This window comes from Proteus myxofaciens ATCC 19692 (genome assembly GCF_001654855.1).
GTDB classification, from domain to species: domain Bacteria; phylum Pseudomonadota; class Gammaproteobacteria; order Enterobacterales; family Enterobacteriaceae; genus Proteus; species Proteus myxofaciens.
On record NZ_LXEN01000102.1, the window covers coordinates 97,365 to 121,465 of the forward strand.

12 protein-coding genes and 1 other annotated feature are annotated in these 24,101 nt (G+C 31.2%); of the genes, 8 read left to right on the forward strand and 4 right to left on the reverse strand.

What is annotated here, in order from left to right:
• Positions 1-21: 21 nt before the first annotated feature.
• Positions 22-558, reverse strand: coding sequence for an inosine/xanthosine triphosphatase (yjjX, locus tag M983_RS11270; RefSeq protein ID WP_066750504.1), 537 nt, complete (start codon positions 556-558; stop codon positions 22-24).
• 51 nt (positions 559-609) lie between these two features.
• Between yjjX and gpmB the strand changes: the two genes are divergently transcribed.
• On the forward strand, positions 610-1,257 hold the full coding sequence (gene gpmB / locus M983_RS11275) for a 2,3-diphosphoglycerate-dependent phosphoglycerate mutase GpmB (protein ID WP_066750507.1): 648 nt from the start codon (positions 610-612) through the stop codon (positions 1,255-1,257).
• A gap of 50 nt (positions 1,258-1,307) precedes the next feature.
• Here gpmB and robA read toward each other — a convergent pair whose 3' ends face one another.
• Positions 1,308-2,219 (reverse strand): MDR efflux pump AcrAB transcriptional activator RobA, encoded by a 912-nt coding sequence (gene robA, locus M983_RS11280; RefSeq protein WP_066750517.1) that lies wholly within the window; start codon positions 2,217-2,219, stop codon positions 1,308-1,310.
• Positions 2,220-2,421: 202 nt separating this feature from the next.
• Here robA and creA point away from each other — a divergent pair, with 202 nt between their 5' ends.
• Positions 2,422-2,898, forward strand: a complete 477-nt coding sequence (gene creA / locus M983_RS11285; RefSeq protein WP_066750520.1) for a protein CreA — start codon at positions 2,422-2,424, stop codon at positions 2,896-2,898.
• An 84-nt stretch (positions 2,899-2,982) separates the two neighbouring features.
• On the opposite strand, the gene arcA is transcribed toward creA, so the two are convergent.
• Positions 2,983-3,699: a two-component system response regulator ArcA gene (gene arcA / locus M983_RS11290; RefSeq protein WP_066750522.1), complete on the reverse strand. Its 717-nt coding sequence runs from the start codon at positions 3,697-3,699 to the stop codon at positions 2,983-2,985.
• 670 nt (positions 3,700-4,369) lie between these two features.
• Positions 4,370-4,496 (forward strand) — a sequence feature (Thr leader region).
• Positions 4,497-4,516: 20 nt separating this feature from the next.
• Between arcA and thrA the strand changes: the two genes are divergently transcribed.
• The 4 genes from thrA to M983_RS11310 all read left to right on the forward strand — a co-directional run bounded on the left by thrA (position 4,517) and on the right by M983_RS11310 (position 17,574).
• Positions 4,517-6,976: a bifunctional aspartate kinase/homoserine dehydrogenase I gene (gene thrA, locus M983_RS11295; RefSeq protein WP_066750525.1), complete on the forward strand. Its 2,460-nt coding sequence runs from the start codon at positions 4,517-4,519 to the stop codon at positions 6,974-6,976.
• A complete protein-coding gene (thrB, locus tag M983_RS11300; protein WP_210433243.1) occupies positions 6,958-7,908 on the forward strand; it encodes a homoserine kinase in 951 nt (316 codons plus the stop codon). The genes thrA and thrB overlap by 19 nt, the downstream gene beginning before the upstream one ends.
• Before the next feature lie 3 nt (positions 7,909-7,911).
• Positions 7,912-9,204, forward strand: coding sequence for a threonine synthase (gene thrC, locus M983_RS11305; protein WP_066750531.1), 1,293 nt, complete (start codon positions 7,912-7,914; stop codon positions 9,202-9,204).
• Positions 9,205-9,372: 168 nt separating this feature from the next.
• Positions 9,373-17,574, forward strand: a complete 8,202-nt coding sequence (locus M983_RS11310) for a calcium-binding protein (RefSeq protein WP_066750534.1) — start codon at positions 9,373-9,375, stop codon at positions 17,572-17,574.
• A gap of 65 nt (positions 17,575-17,639) precedes the next feature.
• Here the strand turns inward: M983_RS11310 and yaaA are convergent, their stop codons facing one another.
• Complete coding sequence (gene yaaA / locus M983_RS11315) at positions 17,640-18,422, reverse strand: peroxide stress protein YaaA (RefSeq protein WP_066750545.1); 783 nt, start codon at positions 18,420-18,422, stop codon at positions 17,640-17,642.
• A 302-nt stretch (positions 18,423-18,724) separates the two neighbouring features.
• Here yaaA and tal point away from each other — a divergent pair, with 302 nt between their 5' ends.
• A complete protein-coding gene (tal, locus tag M983_RS11320; protein ID WP_066750548.1) occupies positions 18,725-19,678 on the forward strand; it encodes a transaldolase in 954 nt (317 codons plus the stop codon).
• A gap of 288 nt (positions 19,679-19,966) precedes the next feature.
• Positions 19,967-24,101 (forward strand): hypothetical protein (locus M983_RS11325; protein WP_157091956.1); only part of this gene is annotated, 4,135 nt, incomplete at its 3' end.

A 24,101-nucleotide genomic window follows, 5' to 3' on the forward strand; every position in this document is an offset into this window, starting at 1 on the left:
AGAGGTACACAGAAATGAGCATTAATCTTCTTTTTGATTGAGTTCTTTATAAATGTCATGAGTGACTGGGACTAATGCTAAAACAAGCGCTTGTTGATAAACAGAAGTACGGCTGAGTAAACCATCAGTAAAATAACCAATAGCACCACCACGTTGTTTGATGTTATCAATTTTGGTTAGAAATGCCATTTCATCACCAAGCTCTCTACCTTCACGAATACCTTTAAGAATTTGCTCTGGTAACATTAAGCTTGCTGAACGTGACTCACCTCTAATTTCACCATGTTCGACAACAATCCACGCGAAGGTCATATCGCCTTCAATTCCTGCTTCAACACCCACCCAAAAATCGGCTTCAGGACGAACTTGACGAGCAGCCATTACACGTTGACGTGCGCCAGTTCTCGTTTCTGTATTCCCGATAGGCTGTTGTGGAACACGGCTATCGACATTAATATCTTCAATATCAAAGGTATCTTTACCGAACACTTGCTCAAAGGCGAGTTTTATTGCGTTGATTTTTGCTGGATTCGTAGTGGCTGCAATGACATGATACATAATGAATTAATCATCCTTTGAAAAATTAGAGCAGTATAACGGAAAAAATGTATGTTACAGGTCTATCTTGTTCGTCACGGTGAAACTGAGTGGAACGTGGCAAGACGTATTCAAGGGCAATCTGATAGCCCATTGACAGCAAAAGGTGTGTTTCAAGCACAACAAGTTGCTGAAAAAGTCAAATCAGAAGGTATTACCCACATTATTTCAAGTGATCTTGGCCGCACTTGTCAAACCGCAGAAATTATCGCACAAGCTTGTGGTTGTGAAGTAATAACTGACGCACGTTTACGTGAACTCAATATGGGCATTCTTGAACAACGAGAAATCGCAACATTAAATACACAAGAGGAAGCTTGGCGCAAGAGTTTGATTGATGGTACACCCGATGGCCGAATTCCCCAAGGAGAATCAATGACAGAATTAGCAAGCCGTATGCAGGCGGCTTTAAATCGTTGTCTTGAATTACCCGAGAATAGCCGTCCACTATTAGTCAGTCACGGTATTGCACTAGGCTGCTTATTAAGCACGCTACTAGGTTTACCTGCTTATGCTGAGCGTCGCTTACGACTACGTAATTGCTCAATCTCACGAGTTGATTATCAGCATAGTCCATGGCTTGCTAATGGCTGGATTATAGAAACGGCGGGTGATGTTAGTCATCTGACTGAATTAGCACTAGATGAAGTACAGCGGTAAATAAAAGGCTCTCTTTTGCCATTGTGGTATAAGAGAGCTTTTATTTTCGTCTAAATAGTTACATTTTCCTCGCGTTTAATAGGAATGTAATATTCAAAACGATCGATATGATCTTGTGGCTCAGTTACCATTTCATTGCTATGAAGTACGTTCTTTAGATAATATTTTTCGATATCATAGCCTTTACGGCGAGTCAGCCCCATAGTGGGTAAACATACACCATAAAGGAGAAATAAAAATTCCTGCATTGCGCCTCGTCTTGCTTCACCCTCAAAATCGAAGCGAATATAATCTCCAGCTGCCAATGTGACTTCATGAGCTGTATCATCTTTAATGAAAGAAGCATATTCTGGCTCAACGGCTGTGGTATATAGTACATGTTGCTCATCTTCATGGTCATGACTATGCTGGGTATGATGAAGGCCATAAACTTGATGAGGAACAGCATTAATTTTTGACATATAATAGCGCCAAAATATTTGTCGCATATCAGAGCAAGCATTCGCCCACTGCTCAAGAGTATGGCTACATGTCTGTTCAATACCAATTAGCTTTGTATCTTCTAATTGCACAAATTCCCATTTAGGAAACTTACGTGGCTCTAAACTAATTGGTGGATGAATACCCACAGCGCACCATTCATCAGTACGACGATAAAGAGCGGGTGTTCTATCAAATTGCTTTTTAAACGCACGAGTAAAAGTTTGTTGGGAGTCGAAACGATATTGTAAAGCAATGTCTAAAATAGGGCGACTTGTTAGGCGTAATGCAACAGCTGCTCGAGATAAACGCCTTGAACGAATATAAGAACCAATCGCCTCTCCTGTCACTTCTTTAAACATACGTTGTAAATGCCACTTAGAGTAACCAGCTTTAGTTGCGACGTTATCGAGGGATAAAGGCTTGTCTAAATTATTATCAAGCCAAGCGAGCAAATCCCGTATGATGTTGGTTTGATCCATACATCTCCCTTAGTCATATTCGTTTAATTATTGCTGTAGATGGTAATTAGCCTGAGCGTCTATAACAAGTTATATTGTTAGGTAATCATAAAATATAGTCTTTTTCACTCATTGATGTACACAAATTATTCTATCTATTAGTAAAATATTCATTTACTCTCAACAAAATGTCTTTAAATTTTTTCAGTGGAACCTGTTAAGCATGTTAAATATCAAGAAGATACTCATTGTGGCTGTATTACTGCCTTTTTCTTTTCTCGCAAAAGCGGAAGAAATTGGTTATGTAGATACCGTATTTAAATTCTTTGGGGCTAATCATAAAATTGTCGTTGAAGCTTTTGACGATCCTGAGGTTAAAAACGTGACATGTTACTTAAGTCGCGCTAAAACCGGCGGAATTTCTGGTAGCTTAGGACTTGCTGAGGATACTGCTGATGCCGCGATTTCATGCCAACAAGTGGGTCCTATCGAACTCAGTGAAAAAGTTATCAAAGGTAAAAATAGAGGGGATGTTGTTTTTCAAAAGAGAACCTCTTTAGTCTTTAAAAAGCTTCAAGTCGTTCGTTTTTATGATAAAAACCGCCATGCACTTATCTATTTAACATATTCAGATAGAGTGATTGAAGGCTCGCCTCAAAATGCGATTAGCGCGGTACCTATCATGCCTTGGAAAGAATAATATCATGCGTTAGCCGAAATTGAGCAAAAATAAACCCCAGATTTTAATGTCCGGGGTTTTCTTTATATCCATTGATGGGATAGATTATTCGTCTAAATCACCACAAAAGCGGTAACCTTCACCATGGATTGTTGCAATTATCTCAGGTGTATCCGCTGTTGATTCAAAATGTTTACGAATACGACGGATGGTGACGTCAACGGTACGATCATGAGGTTTAAGTTCACGACCTGTCATTTTTTTCAGCAACTCAGCGCGAGTTTGAATTTTGCCTGGATTTTCACAGAAATGAAGCATGGCACGAAATTCACTACGAGGTAATTTATACTGTTCACCTGTAGGACTAATTAATGAACGGCTATTAATATCTAGTTCCCAACCATTAAATTTATAGCTTTCAACTAAACGGCGTTCTTCGGTGCCATTAGCTAAATTCATGGTACGAGATAAAAGATTACGTGCACGAATTGTTAATTCACGAGGGTTAAATGGTTTGGTGATGTAATCATCGGCACCAATTTCTAGGCCTAAGATTTTATCAACTTCGTTATCACGCCCAGTCAGGAACATTAATGCAACATTTGCCTGTTCACGTAATTCGCGGGCTAATAATAGACCGTTTTTACCAGGAAGATTGATATCCATAATGACCAGATTAATATCATGATCAGATAGGACATTGTGCATTTCATTACCATCAGTGGCTTCGTGTACTACATACCCTTCAGCTTCGAATATGCTTTTAAGGGTATTGCGAGTAACTACTTCGTCTTCAACAATCAAAATTTGCGGGGTTTGCATATTTGCTACCTAAAATTACCAAAAATAGAAAAAAGAAAATCTGCGTTTAACTTCTGTGTAAGTATGCTGTGTGGTTATTCATTTTTGTTATTACCACGCAAAAATTAGACCCAGATTCAAATTCGATAAATAACCATCACGTTATTACAAATATTACATATTTTAGCTTACTACGAACGTTTAAAATAAGAGTGCAATTCGCCCATAGTCTATTAACAGCAATATAACACCAGTTGTATTAAATACCATCTAAAAAGCTAACTTTTGTTGACACATATCAAAATCAAGATAACAGCTTATTCATGATTTCAATAGTTAACTATATAATTTGATTTATGTAATGTAAAAGAAAAATATATGTTAAATATAGTGAGGTTTATTTTTTTTACCAGTTTTGTTATAAAAAAAACAGTGGAATAAAATACCTTATTCTGTACAAAAGTACAAACAGCCAAGCATGTCTAAAACTGCAGTTTTATTTACTGCATTTATATCTTTTAAATAGTAAAATCGATACACTGAAAACAGTAATTATCGAATAAATTTTATGTAAGTTCGGTACTATTCTTGATAAAAATAAGAAAAAAATTTGACATTTATCGCAGTTTGCTTTAACCAATATAGGGTCAAGCAAATTTTAGAGACAGATAGGATAATTATGTGCGCTTACAGCTTAGCTAAAATGGCTACGATTACAATTACCACCACCACCGGAATTTTATATTGCGGGGCGGGCTGTCGCATATAAAAAACGAAAATCGAAAAAGCCCGCATTGAGAAATGCGGGTTTTTTTTTGGGAAAAATCAGGAGAGTCGTATGCGAGTGTTAAAATTTGGAGGAACTTCAGTTGCCAACGCAGAGCGGGTACTGAATGTTGCTGATATCGCTGAAAAAAAATGTGAGCAAGGACAAGTTGCACTCGTTTTATCAGCACCAGCCAAGATAACAAATTACTTGGTTGAAATGATTGAAAAAACGGCACAAGGAGAAGAACCTCTGACTCAAGTACGAGAAGCGGAGCTTATCTTTACTGATTTACTACAGGGATTAAAAGAGAAACAGCCAGGTTTTGATTACGATCGCTTAAAAGATAAAATTGAGCGTGAGTTTTCAGAGATAAAGCATATTCTTCATGGTGTCTCTTTATTAGGTCAATGCCCTGACAGCATCAATGCAGCGATGATTTGTCGTGGTGAAAAGCTTTCTATTGCCATTATGGAATCTGTTTTACAGGCGCGTGGCTATAATGTTTGTGTGATTGATCCGATTAAAAACCTACTCGCACAAGGTCATTACCTTGAATCTACAGTTGATATTCCTGAATCAACTCATCGAATTGCTACATTAAATATTCCCAAAGATAATATTATTTTAATGGCTGGTTTTACTGCGGGTAATGAAAAAGGTGAATTAGTTGTTCTTGGTCGTAATGGTTCAGATTATTCAGCAGCAGTATTAGCAGCATGTTTACGCGCAGAATGTTGTGAAATATGGACTGATGTTGATGGTGTTTACACTTGTGATCCTCGCCTTGTCCCTGATGCGCATTTATTAAAAGGAATGTCATATCAAGAAGCCATGGAGCTTTCTTATTTTGGTGCTAAGGTACTTCATCCTCGTACTATTGCACCGATTGCTCAATTTCAAATTCCTTGCTTGATTAAAAATACAGGTAATCCTGATGCGCCTGGTACTTTGATTGGTGATGGGCAAAAAGATGACAGCACACCAGTAAAAGGCATCACTAATCTAAATAATATGGCAATGATAAACGTATCAGGGCCTGGAATGAAAGGCATGGTAGGGATGGCTGCTCGCGTTTTCTCCGTTATGTCCAGAGCCGGTATTTCTGTTGTACTGATTACGCAATCTTCTTCTGAATACAGCATTAGTTTCTGTGTGCCTCAAAAAGAGCTTATCAGAGCGCAAAAAGCACTATCAGATGAATTTTACCTTGAATTAAAAGACAGTGTACTTGATCCGTTAGATATTATGGAAAACGTTGCTATCATCTCTGTTGTTGGTGATGGTATGCGTACATTAAAAGGTATCTCTGCGCGTTTCTTCTCTGCATTGACTCGCGGTAACATCAACATTGTTGCAATCGCTCAGGGTTCTTCTGAGCGTTCTATTTCAGCGGTAATTGCAAATGATGTTGCAACAAATGCAGTACGCTTGTGCCACCAAATGCTATTTAACACGAATCAAATTGTTGAGGTTTTTGTTATTGGTGTTGGTGGTGTAGGTAATGCGTTGATTGAACAAATTCATCGTCAACAAAACTGGTTGAAAAATAAACATATCGATTTACGAGTTTGTGGTATCGCCAATTCACGAGCAATGCTAACAAATATGCAAGGAATTGATTTAGATAACTGGCAACAAGAATTAAAAAATGCAAAAGAACCATTTAGCTTTAGCAAGCTTATTCGTTTAGAAAAAGAGTACCACTTCTTAAATCCTGTGATTGTTGATTGTACATCTAACGAAGAAATTGCGAAACAATACGCAAACTTCTTACAAAATGGTTTTAATGTCGTTACACCAAACAAAAAAGCGAATACGCTCTCTATGGATTTCTACTATGAAATTCGCCAAGCAGCAGAATCGTCTCGTCGTAAATTTTTATACGATACTAACGTTGGTGCAGGATTACCGGTTATTGAGAACTTACAAAACTTACTGAATGCTGGCGATGAGTTAGTACAGTTTAATGGGATACTATCGGGCTCCCTATCTTATATCTTTGGCCAATTAGATGAAGGTAAAAGCTTATCTGAAGCAACCTTATCTGCAAAAGAAAAAGGCTTTACAGAGCCTGATCCACGTGATGATCTTTCTGGTATGGATGTGGCGAGAAAATTACTTATTCTTGCACGTGAAGCAGGTTATAAATTAGAGCTAAATGATATTGAGGTTGAGCCAGTATTACCGACATCTTTTGATTCTACTGGTGAAATTGAATCGTTTTTAAATCGTTTACCAGAGGTAGATGTTGAATTTGATGCAAAAGTAGAACAAGCGCAAAAATCAGGCAAAGTATTACGTTATGTGGGTATTATCAATGAAGGTAAGTGCCAAGTAAAAATAATTGCGGTAGATGCTAATGATCCGCTGTTTAAAGTGAAAAATGGTGAAAATGCATTAGCCTTCTATACCCGTTATTATCAGCCAATTCCATTAGTATTAAGAGGATATGGCGCGGGCAATGATGTGACAGCAGCGGGAGTTTTTGCTGATGTATTACGTACACTATCATGGAAACTGGGAGTCTAAGCGTGGTTAAAGTTTATGCACCGGCATCAATCGGTAATGTGAGTGTCGGATTTGATGTACTTGGTGGTGCGGTTTCTCCTATTAATGGGGAATTATTAGGCGATTGTGTCAGTGTTGATGCTGCACCTGCTTTTACCCTTGAATGTAAAGGCCACTTTGTTAGTAAATTACCCTCAGATCCTAAACAAAATATTGTTTATCAATGCTGGCAACTTTTTTGTGAGAAGCTAGGTAAAACACTACCTGTTGCCATGACATTAGAAAAAAATATGCCAATAGGCTCAGGATTAGGCTCAAGTGCGTGTTCTGTTGTGGCAGCGCTGGTGGCTTTAAATGAATACGCTCAAAAACCTTTTAATGAAAATCAAATGTTACTCATGATGGGGGAGTTAGAAGGACGTATTTCAGGAAGTATCCATTACGATAATGTTGCGCCTTGCTACCTTGGTGGCCTACAGCTCATTTTGGAACAAGACGACATCATCTGTCAGCCCGTTCCTTCATTTGAACAATGGTATTGGGTAATGGCTTATCCCGGAATTAAAGTCTCTACAGCACAGGCAAGGGCGATACTCCCTAAGAAATACGATAAAGCAGATATTATTAATCATGGTCGCTATTTATCTGGCTTTATTCATGCCTGCCATACTCAACAACCTAAATTAGCAGCAAGCTTAATGAAAGATGTGATAGCAGAGCCTTATCGCACTCAATTACTTCCTGGTTTTGCTAAGGCCAGAGAAGCGGCGAAAGCAAAAGGTGCTTTGGCTTGTGGCATTTCTGGTTCAGGGCCAACATTGTTTACTATTACTGATTCATTAGCTATTGCTGAAGATATGGCGCAATGGTTACAACAACACTATGTACAAAATAATGAAGGCTTTGTGCATATCTGCCGTTTAGATACTCGTGGCGCAAGAGAGATAGGGTAAATCATGAAATTATATAATCTAAAAGATAATCAAGAAAAAGTGAGCTTTGCTCAAGCTGTTAAACAAGGATTAGGAAGACAGCAAGGGCTTTTTTTTCCACAAGATTTACCGTCTTTTTCTAAAGCTGAAATTGATGAGTTGTTAAAGCTTGATTTTGTAACGCGCAGTAGCCGTATTTTAAGCGCATTTATTGGAGATGAAATTCCTGCTGATGTGCTAGCTGAGCGCGTTAACACTGCTTTTGTATTTCCAGCACCAGTCACAAAGGTTGAAGATGATGTAAGTTGCCTAGAGCTTTTTCATGGCCCAACGCTTGCTTTTAAAGATTTTGGTGGTCGTTTCATGGCACAAATGTTGTCAGAAGTAGCTGGTAATGAGCCTGTTACTATTTTAACAGCAACATCAGGTGATACAGGGGCAGCGGTTGCTCACGCTTTTTATGAAATTGAAAATGTACAGGTTATTATTCTCTACCCTGAAGGTAAAATTAGTCCATTACAAGAAAAGCTCTTTTGCACCTTAGGTAAAAACATTCATACCGTTGCGATTAAAGACGATTTTGATGCATGCCAATCATTAGTAAAACAGGCTTTTGATGATGAAGATTTAAAGAAAACGATGTGTTTGAATTCTGCCAACTCCATCAATATTAGCCGATTATTAGCACAAATTTGTTATTATTTTGAAGCGGTAGCGCAAATTCCTGCAGAAAAACGCGAACAACTGGTGATTTCAGTGCCAAGTGGTAACTTTGGTGATTTAACGGCAGGTTTATTAGCGAAATCATTAGGGCTACCTGTTAAACGTTTTATTGCAGCAACGAATGTGAATGATACCGTTCCGCGTTATCTAGATAATGGGAAATGGGAGCCACATCGCACTATTGCAACGCTTTCAAATGCAATGGATGTTAGCCAACCTAATAACTGGCCTCGTATTGAAGAGTTATATCGACGTCAAGGCTGGGATTTAGCTGATCTTGCTCATGGTGCTGTGAATGATGAAACAACAGAAGAAACTGTGCGTGAATTAGCGAGAAAAGGCTATATTTCAGAGCCTCATGCCGCTGTTGCATATCGTTTATTACGCGATGAATTAAAAGAGGGTGAATATGGTTTGTTCTTAGGAACAGCACATCCCGCAAAATTTAAAGAAAGCGTTGAACATATTTTAGGTCAGACGTTACCTTTACCAAAAGAGTTAGCGGAACGTGCAGATAAAACCTTATTATCACATTATTTATCTGCTGATTTTGCTCAATTACGTGAGTTTTTACTTGAACGCGCACCTAAATAAGAATTAATAATTTTAAAATAATTAATATTAAATTTAATAAGTCCAATATTATATTGGGCTTTTTTTATAAAATAGACAAAATAAGGAGGCCATTATTTAAAAAAGAGTGATTTAATACTATATTTTCTTTTTAAATAAGCCTTATTGTAATTAAAAAGGAAATGAATTATGAATGGATTCAAAAAAATAATATTTAAAGATGATATAGATAGAATTACATTACAGATAGAAAATCACATAAAGAAAAATAAAACGGAATTATTTTGTAAACCGTCATCGACGAAAAGAGTTTTAATTGAAAACTATCTTGCTATTCTCTTAGCAGAAAATGAATACGCTGCAAATGAATTCTTAAGAAAAATAGAAGACAGCTTCTCACTTTATAATAAAAATGACTTTACGATAGGTATTGAATCTATTAGAAAAAAAATTAATAAAAGTATTGAGGATTTATTTTTTAATAGTGCGAAGGCATCAGGAAGAGAACCAATAAAAATAAATAAAAATCGTATAAAACCTTTGATTTCAAATTATTTGTCTGGTAATTATTATATAGAATGGGATGATAAGGGTATATTAATACATATAGATAAAGAAAATAATATATTTAAATTTGTGGATTTTTATGGAGAGGTGGAGTTCTTTTATAGTAAAGATGATTTAATAAGTAAAGTTAATGAAGTATTAGAAAATAAAGTAATTAATGATTCAGTATATTATAGGTTTTATAATAAGAATGAGTATCAATCTTTCTTTAGTATAAATGAATGTTGGAATATCAATAAAAACGATGTTTTTGATGAAATCATCCATGATATTAAATCAAAAAAGAAAATTTTTATTAATGAAAACGTATCAGTTGAATTAATTGAGAGTTATTCGTATAAAAGTATTTTTGTTGTCACGGATAAAATAGAAAAGACAGAAAAGGTATTACATATTTATGTTGATAATATTGAAGAGGCATTTACGATTGCTAAATCAAAATATGAACAAATAATAGGGCATGGAGAGCATTTAATTTATAAAATGGGGACTGGATGGTTTATTTCGAAAATAAAAAAGGAGGTTATAAAAGAATTTTCTCAATATACGGATCTCTTAAAACCATTAGAAAGTATATTAAGCCGAGTCAATTTAATATCTTCGTCAGAAACTAATTATGATTTTACTAATATTCATTCCCTTGCTGGGCTATGCTATGGTTTAAGCTTAAATTATTTGTTAGAAGTTAGAAGTAATGGGTTAGAAGGAGGAAATAAATATTTATTTTGGTTAAAAGAAAATATTTCCTCTTATCAAAGTGAGAAAGAAGCTATTTCAAATAAATTCGATTCTATACTATTTCATAGCATACAGGAGTATGAAATACTAAATCTTATTAAAGAACTTAAAAATATTATTTTTTCTCAACATTTTCAAATGGAAAGAATATTTAAAAAATCAGAATACCTTATTTTCAATTCATTAAAATCGATAGAATATAGCAAAATAATTAATAACCAAGGATTAGAAAAATCAGAAATTAAAAATATAGAATATAATCAGGAACAAATAAATGCCCATTTAGATAGTATCATGCGTCATTATAATGAATATTATTCTATAATTCTTTTTAAAGATCATGCTATTGCCATTTCATATAAAAAATACTCTGAGAATATCTATAAATTTACGTTGTTTAATTCTAGTAGTGAATTATTTGAGTCATCAGATATTAATGCAATAAAAGGTATGTTATCAACATACATAGATTGTTATGGTACTTATGAGATAAATGGGAAACAGTATATTTTATTTGATGAATATAAGAAGAGTAAAATCATTAACTATCAGAGTGTATGGAATAAGAACGATATTGAAAATAATAAAGGTGTTGCAGAAAATTTAAAAAAAATAGGATTTGCATTACCCTTCAAAGAAGAAATTCTGGGACGAGTTATCCATTATAGTGAACAACGAGAGCTTATCCTGGAGATTAATAGAAATAATAAATTGATCGAAGTTATTGTAAAAAACGTCGATGTTGATGAGGGACTCTATTTAGTAAAAGAAGTTATTGATAAAATTATTAATAATGATGAAATAGGTAAAGTTGTTATATACAAAAATGAGCATGATGACATTATTGTTAAAGAAGTTGAGTTTGGTACTTATAAAGAAGTTAAAAAAAGAAAAGGATATATTGATTTCAACGATATTTATTATCGAGAACTCATTAACATTAATTGTTATTTATTAAAAGGTAATAAATCAACCGAGTTAAATGAAATAGTCTCTCTAATAGATAAATTACAAGGAAATATCTATTTTGAAAAACTGATATCTGGTTTATCTCTTATTAATAAAATAAATAAATTTAATGAAAGTAATGAAAATACTTCATTAGCTAATATTTTGAATAAAGTCAAAGATAAATTAGAAGATAAGCTATTTTATGAAAAATTACTTTTCGGAAAGGAAACATTATTATCATTATCTGAAAAAAATAGCTTTGTTGCAGCGCGATTGTATCAGTTAATGATTAGTGAAATTAATGAAGGTGTAAAGGGTATTAGTAATTTTATTTATAATCAAATCATCGAAAGTCCTTATCTATCATCAGATAAAAAAAGGCCTAATGATATTGAAGGTTATGATTATACGATTGAATTTAAACAAAATTATAAATATTTAAGCGAGTTAGTTAAACATATTTCTATTGAAGTACCTGAATTAAAAAATACTTTTTTGATTACTGATGAAAATAATCTTCATTTAAAAGAAGCTTATCAAAAATTATCAGATTATAGGAGTAATCAATATGTAGATGAATTACTCAACTTTATAGAAAATGAAATAAATTTAATAAAAACACATGAGACAAAAATTTATCGAGATTTATATTTTGAGTATTTTACAAATGATCAATTTTATAAAAGAATGATAGTTCATGAAATTAATCAATTAGAATATTATTTTATTAATAGCTATCGAGAACATAATTATGGATATCATCCAAATAATTTTGATATTGATGAAAAAAATCCTCGTATTCTTATAAAAAAATCATTGGAACAAAATAGAAATTTAATAGATTGTAGCTATTTATTATTTGATGATAATAAAGAAAATTTTACATTTTTATTTGAGAAAAATCAATTATTTTCAGGGGGACTTATTGACAATATTATTGTTGATAGCATTGATGCTTCTTATCAAGATGATATTATTATTTATTTTTATAATGGTATTAAAAGTGAAAATTTAACTAGATACTTAGATAATAATCCGGAAATAAATTATTTAATCGATTATTGTTTAAAAAATAGAATAAGATTGATTGCTACAGGAGATGAAAATGATTCAATTTTTCATCAAGAATTTATTAGACATAAACAGGATGTCGATAAACTATATAATATTATTTTAGAAAATCAATTTTTTAATGAAAGAACACTTGTTTTTGCAAAAAAAGAAAAATTATTAAGCTCCCAATTTGATGTTTTTTTTATAGAAGGGATAGCACAACGTTTAAATATGCCGATTTATGAAATAGTTGATAATGCACTAGTACTTACAGAAAAGTCTGTTATTATTAATCCCCCTATTGAAAGGCAACATATGAATAACCCTTTACTATTGGGAAGTGTAAATAATAATGTGATCATTGCTGAAATTGAAGATGATAATATTTCATTTTTTTCAAAAAAGGGACATAACAATATAAAAAATAATAGTATTGCAAAGGAAATAGATAAAATAATTTCCCACCACTATCCTAATTATCGAGATAATATTCAATTTAAATTAGAGTATAATGATATAACTTCAGCTTTTTCTTCTTATCTTAAAATAATGACGATAGATGATGTTTTAGATTATATTGAAATAAATCGTTATAACCTTGATTATAGTAAAATAGGAAAAATTATTTATAGAGTTGATGAAGTTAATCAAGAACAACAAACAAAAATATTAAAAAAAATCAGTAATAATATTATTCATAGTGATGATTCAATTTCTAACCTTTGCCATCAATATTTTTATACACTCTCTTCTTTTTTTAAAACATCAGATAAAAACACGATAAAAAATAAGTTAATACAAGCTATTTATGATCCATCAGTTAATAAGAGATTCAATCAATATCTAATGGGTAAAATAACATATGAACAATGGAATTCATTTGAAAAAACTACCAATAAAAAATTAACATTAACTGAAAAAACACAGAATGTCATTGAAATAATTCATTCGATATATGATAGGCCAAAACTAATAAATAATTTAAGTGATTTGTCAAAAAATTTATTATCTTCTTTTTTTGATGAAAATAAAAAAGGTATCCTCTATAAGGTGGTGTTAGATTATATTTCTTTTTTTGAAAATTATAAAAATATAATAAATAAGCTAGAAAATATATTATCTATGAGTAAAAATAAAGAAATACCAGAAACATTACCACCTGCTAAAGCTCTAGAGAAAGTCAGTGAGTTAAAAAAATTAATTGCTTTTGATAGTCAAAACGCATTTTATTTTGAAAAAAGAGGAAATAAGATAGAAATAAATGGACTCTCTTTTGAAAAAAAATGGCTAAGTAATTTAGGTGCAAAAATTAATGGAAAAAGTATAGAGAATATAGATCTTAGTAATATAGATAACTGGAGTGCAAAATTAACATTTGATCCACATCATCTTAATGATTATTTTTTATCTATTTCAGGTAGTGAAAAAGACAAAATGATAATCTCTTTATTTTCTTATTTATTAAATAATAAAAAAGATAAAATTAGACATCTTCTTTCTTGTGATACAAACAGGATTGATTATTTAGAAGCAACAGAAAGATTAATTAAAATTATTGAGCTTGGCAATAAAAACTATGATAGCCATGATTGGAATAATTTGAGAACGTCTTCATTAGAAAATCCGCGACATATGCGTATTATTAGTAAAATTGGTTATGCCAATATTGCGTATGGTATATGGCAATCCGTTAATGCGACATTTATGCTTGCAGAGCAACTCAATAATCCATTATTAACAGCAGAAGAACGTAAAGAGATTATTAATAATCTCGCCATTATGTGGTCTGAAATGGCTTATAATGGGTTATCTGAAATTATCGAAATTACATTAGCGAAAGGTTTTTTAAAATATCGTCATAATCCATTAGAGTATGTGAGCAAAGTAAGTACAAAAATTGGAATTGGGCTTAATGTTCTTTCTATTGGCTTTGATATTTATAATGCCTATGATAATTTTAGTCGTCTTTCTGATGAAAATAATGAAAAACGACGTATTGATTATATTGTGAATGGCTCTATGGCGATAGTGTCTGGATTGATGACTATTGGGGTCTCAATCGCGATGCTAGCGGGATCTACTGTTGCGGGACCTATTAGTATTGTTGCTGGTGCTGTGATTGCTTTAGCAACCTCAATTTATAATGCGGCAAGATTAATTGAAGAAGCAAAAATAAAAGTAAACTTTACCGCCTGGGAAGAATTTAATAACGGATTTTATGCGTTTTTAATAGGGGATGTTACACCAGATAAAAAAAATGAAATTACCTATTTAGAAACAGAAAAACAGCTAGAAGAGATAATTGATAAAAAAGCATCAGATTATTTCGATGAAATAAAGAAATTAAATAATTTTAGCTATCATTTTTATACCAATGAGAAACAAATATACGAAGAACATTATTACTATAAAGTGATACCAAATTTAATGGGTAAAACATTAGATGCTATTTTAAATCCATTAGGTGAGTATGTTGCTCATCGACTATCAATAAATTTGAGCCAAAATGAAGCAGAGAAATTAGCCGCACTTTCTTACCATTTTCGTGCAGAAAAAACAGGATATAAGTATTTCCATCCTAAAGAAGCGATTGCGACAAATGAAATACTCATTTTCGATATCGATTTTTATGTTAATGAATTAAAGCGTTATACGATAGATATTATTCCTGAAAAAGATTTTCCTATATTTCATCAAGAAATTGATAAAGATTTTCTTAAAGGCGTAAAAACAACACAAGCCAATGTTATCGATATATTGGATACGCAAAACGAACTAGAAAATGGATTAGTAAAAGCTAATGAATATAAAAAATATTATAATCGTCAATGGAGTGGGAATGAAACACTTCATTTTAGTACTTATAATGGCGATGATATTATTGCAGCACCTTGCGAAACTCAAAATACCTTTGATATTTATAATGGGACAAAGCGATTAAGTGGGGGAAATAAAGAGGATATGTTTATTTTATTAGCCTCTGAATCTCCGCGTTATGCTAGTCGTTTTTATGGTAGAGAGGGAAATGATACGCTTCGTGTTATAAAAACAACGAATCATCATAGAGGATATGAAGTCGATTTATCGAAAAATTACGTTAAATTTAGAAATTCACCAATCCAAACCAATAGCCAAAATTTTCACTCAACACTTTTTCTCTATGAAGATAATGGTCATATTCATTCAACACAATTTACTGATTCAATGCCTAATATTAAATTACAAGATGATGCGGTGATTGCTTATTTAGACAGTATTGAGAATGTTATAGCTAGCGAAATAGGGGATGATATTATTAATGGCAATCAAGATGATAATTATTTAGATGGTAGTGGCGGCGTTGATTTATTATATGGGTTAGGTGGCAATGATACCTTAGTTTTACAAGAAGGATATGCTGAAGGTGGAGAAGGGAAAGATAATTATATTGTTCTAAGATCATCTTTAGAGAAAAACTATAATATTCAATTTGAAACTATTATTAATGAAGAATCTCAAGATGAAACGAGTATGGTGAGATTAAATTATCATTTTGATGAAATACACGCGATTAGACGACAAGGAAAAGATATTATTTTTTCTATAAAAGTAAATGATGGAAATAAAAATGATGAACCAATTTATCATTTTATTACATTAAAAAATAGTTATCATGATAATGAAGGTAATGTATTGTCTCATCGATATTCCTTAATTACAAAGGATGGTTTCATGCTAACTATTGATAATAATGGAATTGATGAAAATAGCAGTTTATATGATTTTAGTTATTTGGAACAATATAATAGTAATAACGATCCTCTGCAATATCTTTATATTGATGAAAATAATAAACTAATGACGCTTTCGTATTCGCACCATTCAAAAATAATCAATATTTTACCCCAGCTTCACTATAGTGGATTCTCGTTAGGTGAACATTTACCATTTGCTATTAGTGGTAATGCACAAAATAATCACTATTTTGGTATTACAGCAAATTCATCAATTAAATTAACTGAAGGCCATGATAATTATTATGTTGCTACTTTTTTGACCGATAATAAAAATGACAAAATTACTATTTCTTTATCTAGCAATATAAAGACATTAACGAGCGGTTGTATCAGTAATTTATTTTTATCTGATATTAGTGGTTTTGATCTGATATTTAGTGAGGGCATATTATCACATCGCTATAATCCCGATGCACATCTCAAATTGGTCTTTAATCAATTAGATCTAATGCGTATTTGGGATTCAGGTATGAATATTCGTCTAATTGATAAAAATAATGTCATTTTTATACTCCCTAATAAACAAAGTAAACAACGTTTATTAATACCGGTTGCTGATTTAGGGTTAACACTAACGTCACAAGATGATGTGCTAATGATCCCTGAAGGATTAACGTTTAATAAGGAAACTCTATCCACATATTCTCTTTATTCATCTGATCAGCAATCAAGACCCATATCAACTGCGTTACAAGAACAACAGGATCCAGCAGTAGCGAATTTATCTATCATTGAATTAATGGAAGGAAATGACATTATTGTTAATCATAATAAAATGAGTGCTGTCATTGATGGCGGTAACGGAAACGATCATATTGTGGTAAATAATGGGCACCATATTTTAATTGCCGGTGAAGGAAATGATAATATCAATGGTGGAAAAGGTAATGACCTTTTGATTTCGGAATTTGGCCATGATTACTTAAATGGCGGTATGGGGAATAATGTTTACCTCGTGAAAAAGCGTCATGGTGAAGTCACTGTTTATGATGAAGGTGAATATAGCCATCTCTTTGTCTTAGGTTTAGCTGAGAATGAGCACTTAATTGCCTCTCAAATCGGTGATGATATACAGTACCGAACGCAAGATAACCAATTTGTGTTAACAGTAAAAACCAAAGATGGCGAAACAAAAAAGCCGGTAACGGTGATTGAAAAGCAAAACGCACTATCAATGCAATTTGTGACATCGATTATCCACGAAATGGCTCAATTTAATCAACAACAACTCACCGCGATGCAAGGAAGTGAATTTATTCCTTCACCTACATGGTCGCCACTGCCATTTGTGACAAAGTATTTGTGAGTTTAAATATACAACAGCCTTACCGTATAAGGCTGTTTATCTTTGATGATGTAAATTATCGTGTTTTATTTCAGCGTCGACTCTGCACGCTTAAACACAAATGTATTGCCTTGTGATTCGGCTGAATTAAATTGATAACCTTCAAGATCAAATGCTTTAAGCTGTTCTTTATTGGTTAATTTTTCTTGAATAATAAAACGACTCATTAATCCCCTTGCTTTTTTGGCATAGAAACTAATGACTTTATATTTGCCATTTTTCTCATCTAAAAATACAGGTTTAATGATTTCACCAGAAAGCTTTTTAGTATTAACAGATTTAAAATATTCATCTGAAGCAAGATCGACAAGAATATTATCGCCTTGTTCTTCTAACGCTTCATTGAGTTTTTCGGTGATGATATTGCCCCAAAATTCGTAGAGATTTTTGCCTTTTTTATTTGCTAATTTAATTCCCATCTCAAGGCGATAAGGTTGCATTAAATCGAGAGGGCGTAATACACCATATAACCCCGAAAGAATGCGTAAATGAGTTTGTGCAAAAGTAAAATCATCATCAGAAAACGTTTCTGCTTGCATTCCGGTGTAGACATCACCTTTAAAAGCTAATATGGCTTGACGTGCATTTTCTGGCGTGAAATGAGGCTGCCATTTACCAAATCTTGCAGCGTTTAATCCCGCTAATTTATCGCTTATTTTCATCAAGCTGGCGATATCGTTTGGTGATAATTTTTGACACTCTTTAATCAGTTGTTGGGAATATTTTAGCAATTCGGGCTGAGTGAAATGCGTAGTTGCTAAAGGCGATTCGTAGTCCAGTGTCTTTGCTGGTGAAATAGTAATTAGCATAATTCCCTCGATAGATTAAATGTAAGTTTTTCTACTATAACAAATTTGTTCAATAATAAGCTAAATCACAGTAATAGGAAAAAACAATCAGCATTCATTTAGCTTTAATTTTATATTTTCAATAGATTCAGCTTGTGATTTTCTTCTGTTTATTTCTGCTTTAGTTTCGCGAAAACGTTTGGCATTCAATTAATTGCTTTGTCTGAATTTAACTGACTTGTAGTGTGTGCTGTCCATGTTATTATCATTAGATATCCGCAGGTGACTGCAAACAGATTTACCTAGTAGATGAGATAAACAAAATGACCAACAAATTAACTTCTTTGCGTAAGCTGACTACCGTTGTTGCTGATACAGGCGACATCGAAGCAATGAAACTTTATCAGCCACAAGACGCAACTACCAACCCTTCTTTAATTCTTAATGCTGCACAAATTCCTGAGTATCGTAAATTAATCGACGAGGCGATTACTTGGGCTCGTAAACAAAGCGATTCACGTGAACAACAAATCGTTGATGCGTGTGATAAATTAGCGGTTAATATTGGTTTAGAAATTCTAAAACTAATTCCAGGCCGTATTTCAACTGAGGTTGATGCGCGTCTTTCTTATGATACGCAAGCGTGTATTGAAAAAGCACGTCATCTAATCAAGCTATATAACGAAGCTGGTATTAGTAATGATAGAATTCTTATCAAATTAGCGTCTACTTGGCAAGGTATTCGCGCAGCAGAACAGCTAGAGAAAGAAGGTATCAACTGTAACCTGACTTTATTATTCTCTTTTGCTCAAGCGCGAGCATGTGCTGAAGCAGGTGTTTACCTGATTTCACCATTTGTAGGCCGTATTATGGATTGGTACAAAGCCAATACAGACACTAAAGAATTTGCACCAGCAGAAGATCCTGGCGTTATTTCTGTAACTGAAATCTATAACTACTACAAAGAGCATGGTTATAATACTGTTGTGATGGGAGCAAGCTTCCGTAATCTCGGTGAGATTTTAGAGTTAGCAGGTTGCGATCGTTTAACTATCTCTCCTGCACTATTAAAAGAGTTATCTGAATCAGAAGGTGAAGTTGAACATAAACTGGTGTTTAAAGGTGATGTTAAACCTCGCCCAGCAGCGATAACTGAATCCCAATTTTATTGGGATCATAATGCTGATCCTATGGCTGTTGATAAATTATCTGATGGTATTCGTAAATTTGCCGTCGATCAGGAAAAATTAGAGAAAATGATTGCTGATTTATTATAACTTGTAATCAGATTCTATAAAAATCAGGTACTCATCTTTCATAGAGAAGTACTTATAGATTGATTAGCCTCATATTTTAAATATGAGGCTTTTTTATTTATAAGAGCTGGTAATAGTAATTACCTAAAAGATAATTGTTTTTTATCATAGTTCACAACACAGCGTATTAAATCTTTTAAAATTATTATAAATGTTAATTTTTAAAAGTTTAAACTATATTCCTATGACAATATATAGTTAGTTTTGTTTTTAATATAAAACCATATTATATATAAAAGGAATAATGCTATGGAAAAACATGAAAAAAATAGTGTAGATATTGATTCTGTTTCAAAAAAAATAGATAACTATATAAAAAACAATATGTCAAAAGAAACGATTAGTGAACAGGAAATAAGAAGTGCGTTGTTAGAAAAATACTTAATGCTATCTATTGCCAATAATGAATATATTGCTAGAGATTATGTCATTAGTATAGAAGAATCGTTTTCTATTTATAATAGAAATGAAGAAACCAAAAAGTTGTCATCGTTAAAAAATAAAATTAATAAAAATATAAAGAAATTTATTGATAACATAAGGTCATCAAAAAAAATAAGTAAAAATGTCATTGATGTAAAAGACTTGGAGTTGTATCTTTCAAATAATAAACATAATGTATATGATATGGAAATCTCGGGCACTAGAGTATATGTATATATCGATAATAAAAATAATCAATATGAAATAGTTAGCTTAAATAATGATAAGTATACATTTGAAAGTAAAAATTCATTATTAGATTATATAAATAATAATAATAATAATAATAAATCAGATGAAAGTATTAAAATTACTGCGATTGCATATAAAAATAAAGACTTTATTAAATTAACCAAAAAAATTGAAGTGTGGAGTATAAATGAAAATACGTTAATCAATGAAGTTTATGAGAATATAAAGTTAAAAAAGACAGTAAAAGTAAATGATGATTTTTCTATTAAATTAGTTGAACAATATGATTATAAAACAATATTTATTGTAAAAGACAATGGAAATAATAATGAGCATATCGTTAACATATATTCTGATGACATAAAAGAAGCAATATCTATAATTATTGATAGTTATTCAAAAATAAATAATAACCCCGAAAGTATGATTTATGAAAAAAATAATAAATGGTATGTAAAGAAAAAAACGACAAGTGGTATCGCATTTGCACAAGGTAAAGACTTAATTACACCAGTGGCAAATATATTAGAACGAATAAATATGGTTGCAGGTGATTATGTTAATAAGCTTTCTGATGATTTATTTGGTGGGTTTTGTTATGGCTTAAGTTTGAAGTATTTAATGGAAGTACGGAATAATGGTTATGAAAATGCTGAAAATTATTTAAAATGGCTAAAAGATACAGTAATTTTATATAAAAATAAGAATAAATACAGTTCAGATAAAGTCGGTGGATTTAAAGAAAAAATACAAAGAGCTATTCTTGAATATGAGTTAATGGAATTAACAAATGAAGTAAAAAACATAATCATTGCTCATAATTATCAGCAAGAAAGAATTAAAGGATTAAAATATACGTACAATACATCAGATAACACTGTACCTTTCTCTGATATATTAAAAAAATCTGGATTAGTTGGCATTGGTAATGAACAAACTCTTTTAAATGAAAAAATGTTTTTTGAGAAAATTGATGAGCTTTTAACCGGCAGTGACAATAGATATATATTTGTTGGATATAAACAGCATCAAACCGCTATTACATATAAAAAATATTCAGATGGAAAATATAAAGTTACATTCTTTGAACCGAGATTTGGTATTTTTGAATATGATAATATCGAAGATTTAAAAAAAATAATTAAAGAAAAGCAAAAAATTTATGGATTAAATAAACATGGCAATGAACTGAAGTATGGCTATGATGAGTTTTTAGAAGTTGAAAGTCAAAATTATAAATCATTATTTAGTAATAAAATAGAAAAAAAAGATAGTAGAGTTTTTAGAAATAAAAATCTTGCTGATAATCTTAAATCTATAGATTTTTCATTAGAATTTTCTAAAGAAGTAACAGGGAGAATAATGCATTATGATGAAGATGGAATATTAATTGTACAAATAAAACATAATGATCGATTAATCGAACTAAGAGTTATTGAAAAGGTTGTAGAGGATGGGCTATTTTTAATAAAGGATAATATAGATGAAATTATAAAAAGCCAAGATGTCAGTAAAATTATTTTAAAGAAAAAAAATAATAGTGTTGAAGTTATCCCTATAGAGTTTAATACTGTAATAGCAGAAAAAAAAACTGTAGGCTATGTTTTATTTGATAAAAATGAATATATTTTTATTAAAAATGAGCCTTATCATGGTTTAACTGATGAGAACAAAAAAACTTTTGATAAAGTTAAATTATTAATAAATGATTTAGACTCTAATATTTATTTTGAAAAGATAAAATCAAGTATTGAGATTATTGGTGCAATATCAAAAATTATTAAATCAAATAAACAAGTACCCATTATTGAAAAATTAAAAAATATTAAAATGGCGTTAGAAAAGAAACTTTTTCATGGTGAGCTTAAAAATGAAAAAGATAAAATAATAACATTATCTGAAAAGAACATTGATATCGCCACTAAGCTTTATCAAGTCATGGCAAATGAAATAAATACTGGAAGTATTAAAGAAAGTCAGTTTATTTATGATAATATTATTCAGAATAAATTATTGAATAGTAAAGTTACTATCCCTGTTGGAATAAAAGGATATGATTATACAATTACTATTGAAACTAATAGTAATTTAAAAGATATTATTCATAAAATAGATATCAATCAGCTAAAAAATATGATTTATTATGATGGGAAAGATAAATTACATTTAAGAGTAACTTATGATGAAATAATGATTTTTCAAAGAAATGATAATATTAAAAAATTATTAAATATACTAGATGGTAAAATAAAAGAATATAAAACAACGGATACTAAATCAAATAATGAAATTTTTATTGAAAATTTTGCTAATCATGATTATGTAAATAGAGTTTTACAATTAGAGTTCAATGAATTAAGCAATCTCTCTTATACAGAAAGAAGTCATTATAACAATGATAACGAAGTTATGGTTGACTATTATACTGATTTATCTAAAAAATATGATAACCCTAGTCATTTTATTAAAACGGTTCTTAGTGAAAATAAAGGAAAAAAAGGTGTCAGCTATATTTTATTTAATAGTAATATAGAAAATTTAAATTTTATAAATGCTAACCATTCAATATTAATTAATAATACTATTACAAAAATAGTAACAGATTTAATACCAAAAATATATCAATATGACTTAAATAATTATCTTAAAGAAATAAAGCATAATGGTATTATAACTAATTTATTAAAAGAAAATGAAGTATTAAAAAAATTAGTTGATATGTGTACTAAAAGTAAAATTTCTATTATTGCAGCAGGGGAAAGTGATTTAAAAGGGATACACAATAAGTATATTAGTAAAAATATAGCGAATGAAAATTTATATAACAGTATTACAGATAATACGCTTATTGGTGAAAATATTTTAATTATTGCTGATAAAGATAAAATTTATAATTATAGAAATGAAAATATACACATTGAAGGTTTAGCTGATAGGTTAAATATTCCTATTTTCAATGTTATTGAAGGTAGTATAAAAGTATTACCAAATAAGATTATATCTGATGGTAGCCTACCTTTAAATCCATATACAGAAATTGGAAATAATACGATAATTAGAGGTGAAGTAGAAGCGGAAACGGAATATACAAGAGTTATTAATATAAAAAATAAAAAAATTAGCAAAGAGTTCTATAATAACATTGTATATTCAAATAAAATATATAAAAAAATATCTAAACTATATCCTTTATTTAGAAATGATGAAAGATTTTTATTAGGCTATAAAAATAATATAGAATCTGTAATTCCTAATTATTCTAAAGAGATGAAAAATAAAGAGATATTGGATTATATCGAGTTAAATAAATATAACATAAGCAAAGAACAACTAGGTGCAATAATTAGAGAAATAGATAGCAGAATTTATCAATCAGAATTCAAATCTAAATATAGTGATAAATTTACAAAATTATTTTATACAATTTCAAATAATAATGGCACAGATAAAGCTGCCTCTCTTATTTTATTCCCACAGCAACAACTATTATTAAATTTAAAAAATGGTGCAGAAGGACGATGCGAATCTTTAACGATGCTAATGTTAGTTGCAAAATATTTAGAGCATGGGGGCGATTTTGGAAGAGGTAAGGCACTGATAAATAACTTATTATCAGCTCAATCAATGATTAATAGAGATACTTATACTTATATAGATCCTGATGTTAGGCGTTCTAGCGAAAAATTAATATCCAGTATTAATGAATTAA

Bases quoted from the DNA above. Each gene is read 5' to 3' on its own strand.
- thrC (WP_066750531.1), top strand. From the start codon at position 7,912: ATGAAATTATATAATCTAAAAGATAATCAAGAAAAAGTGAGCTTTGCT.
- yjjX (WP_066750504.1), bottom strand. From the start codon at position 558: ATGTATCATGTCATTGCAGCCACTACGAATCCAGCAAAAATCAACGCA.
- creA (WP_066750520.1), top strand. From the start codon at position 2,422: ATGTTAAATATCAAGAAGATACTCATTGTGGCTGTATTACTGCCTTTT.
- tal (WP_066750548.1), top strand. From the start codon at position 18,725: ATGACCAACAAATTAACTTCTTTGCGTAAGCTGACTACCGTTGTTGCT.
- gpmB (WP_066750507.1), top strand. From the start codon at position 610: ATGTTACAGGTCTATCTTGTTCGTCACGGTGAAACTGAGTGGAACGTG.
- thrB (WP_210433243.1), top strand. From the start codon at position 6,958: ATGGAAACTGGGAGTCTAAGCGTGGTTAAAGTTTATGCACCGGCATCA.
- robA (WP_066750517.1), bottom strand. From the start codon at position 2,219: ATGGATCAAACCAACATCATACGGGATTTGCTCGCTTGGCTTGATAAT.
- yaaA (WP_066750545.1), bottom strand. From the start codon at position 18,422: ATGCTAATTACTATTTCACCAGCAAAGACACTGGACTACGAATCGCCT.
- M983_RS11310 (WP_066750534.1), top strand. From the start codon at position 9,373: ATGAATGGATTCAAAAAAATAATATTTAAAGATGATATAGATAGAATT.
- arcA (WP_066750522.1), bottom strand. From the start codon at position 3,699: ATGCAAACCCCGCAAATTTTGATTGTTGAAGACGAAGTAGTTACTCGC.
- thrA (WP_066750525.1), top strand. From the start codon at position 4,517: ATGCGAGTGTTAAAATTTGGAGGAACTTCAGTTGCCAACGCAGAGCGG.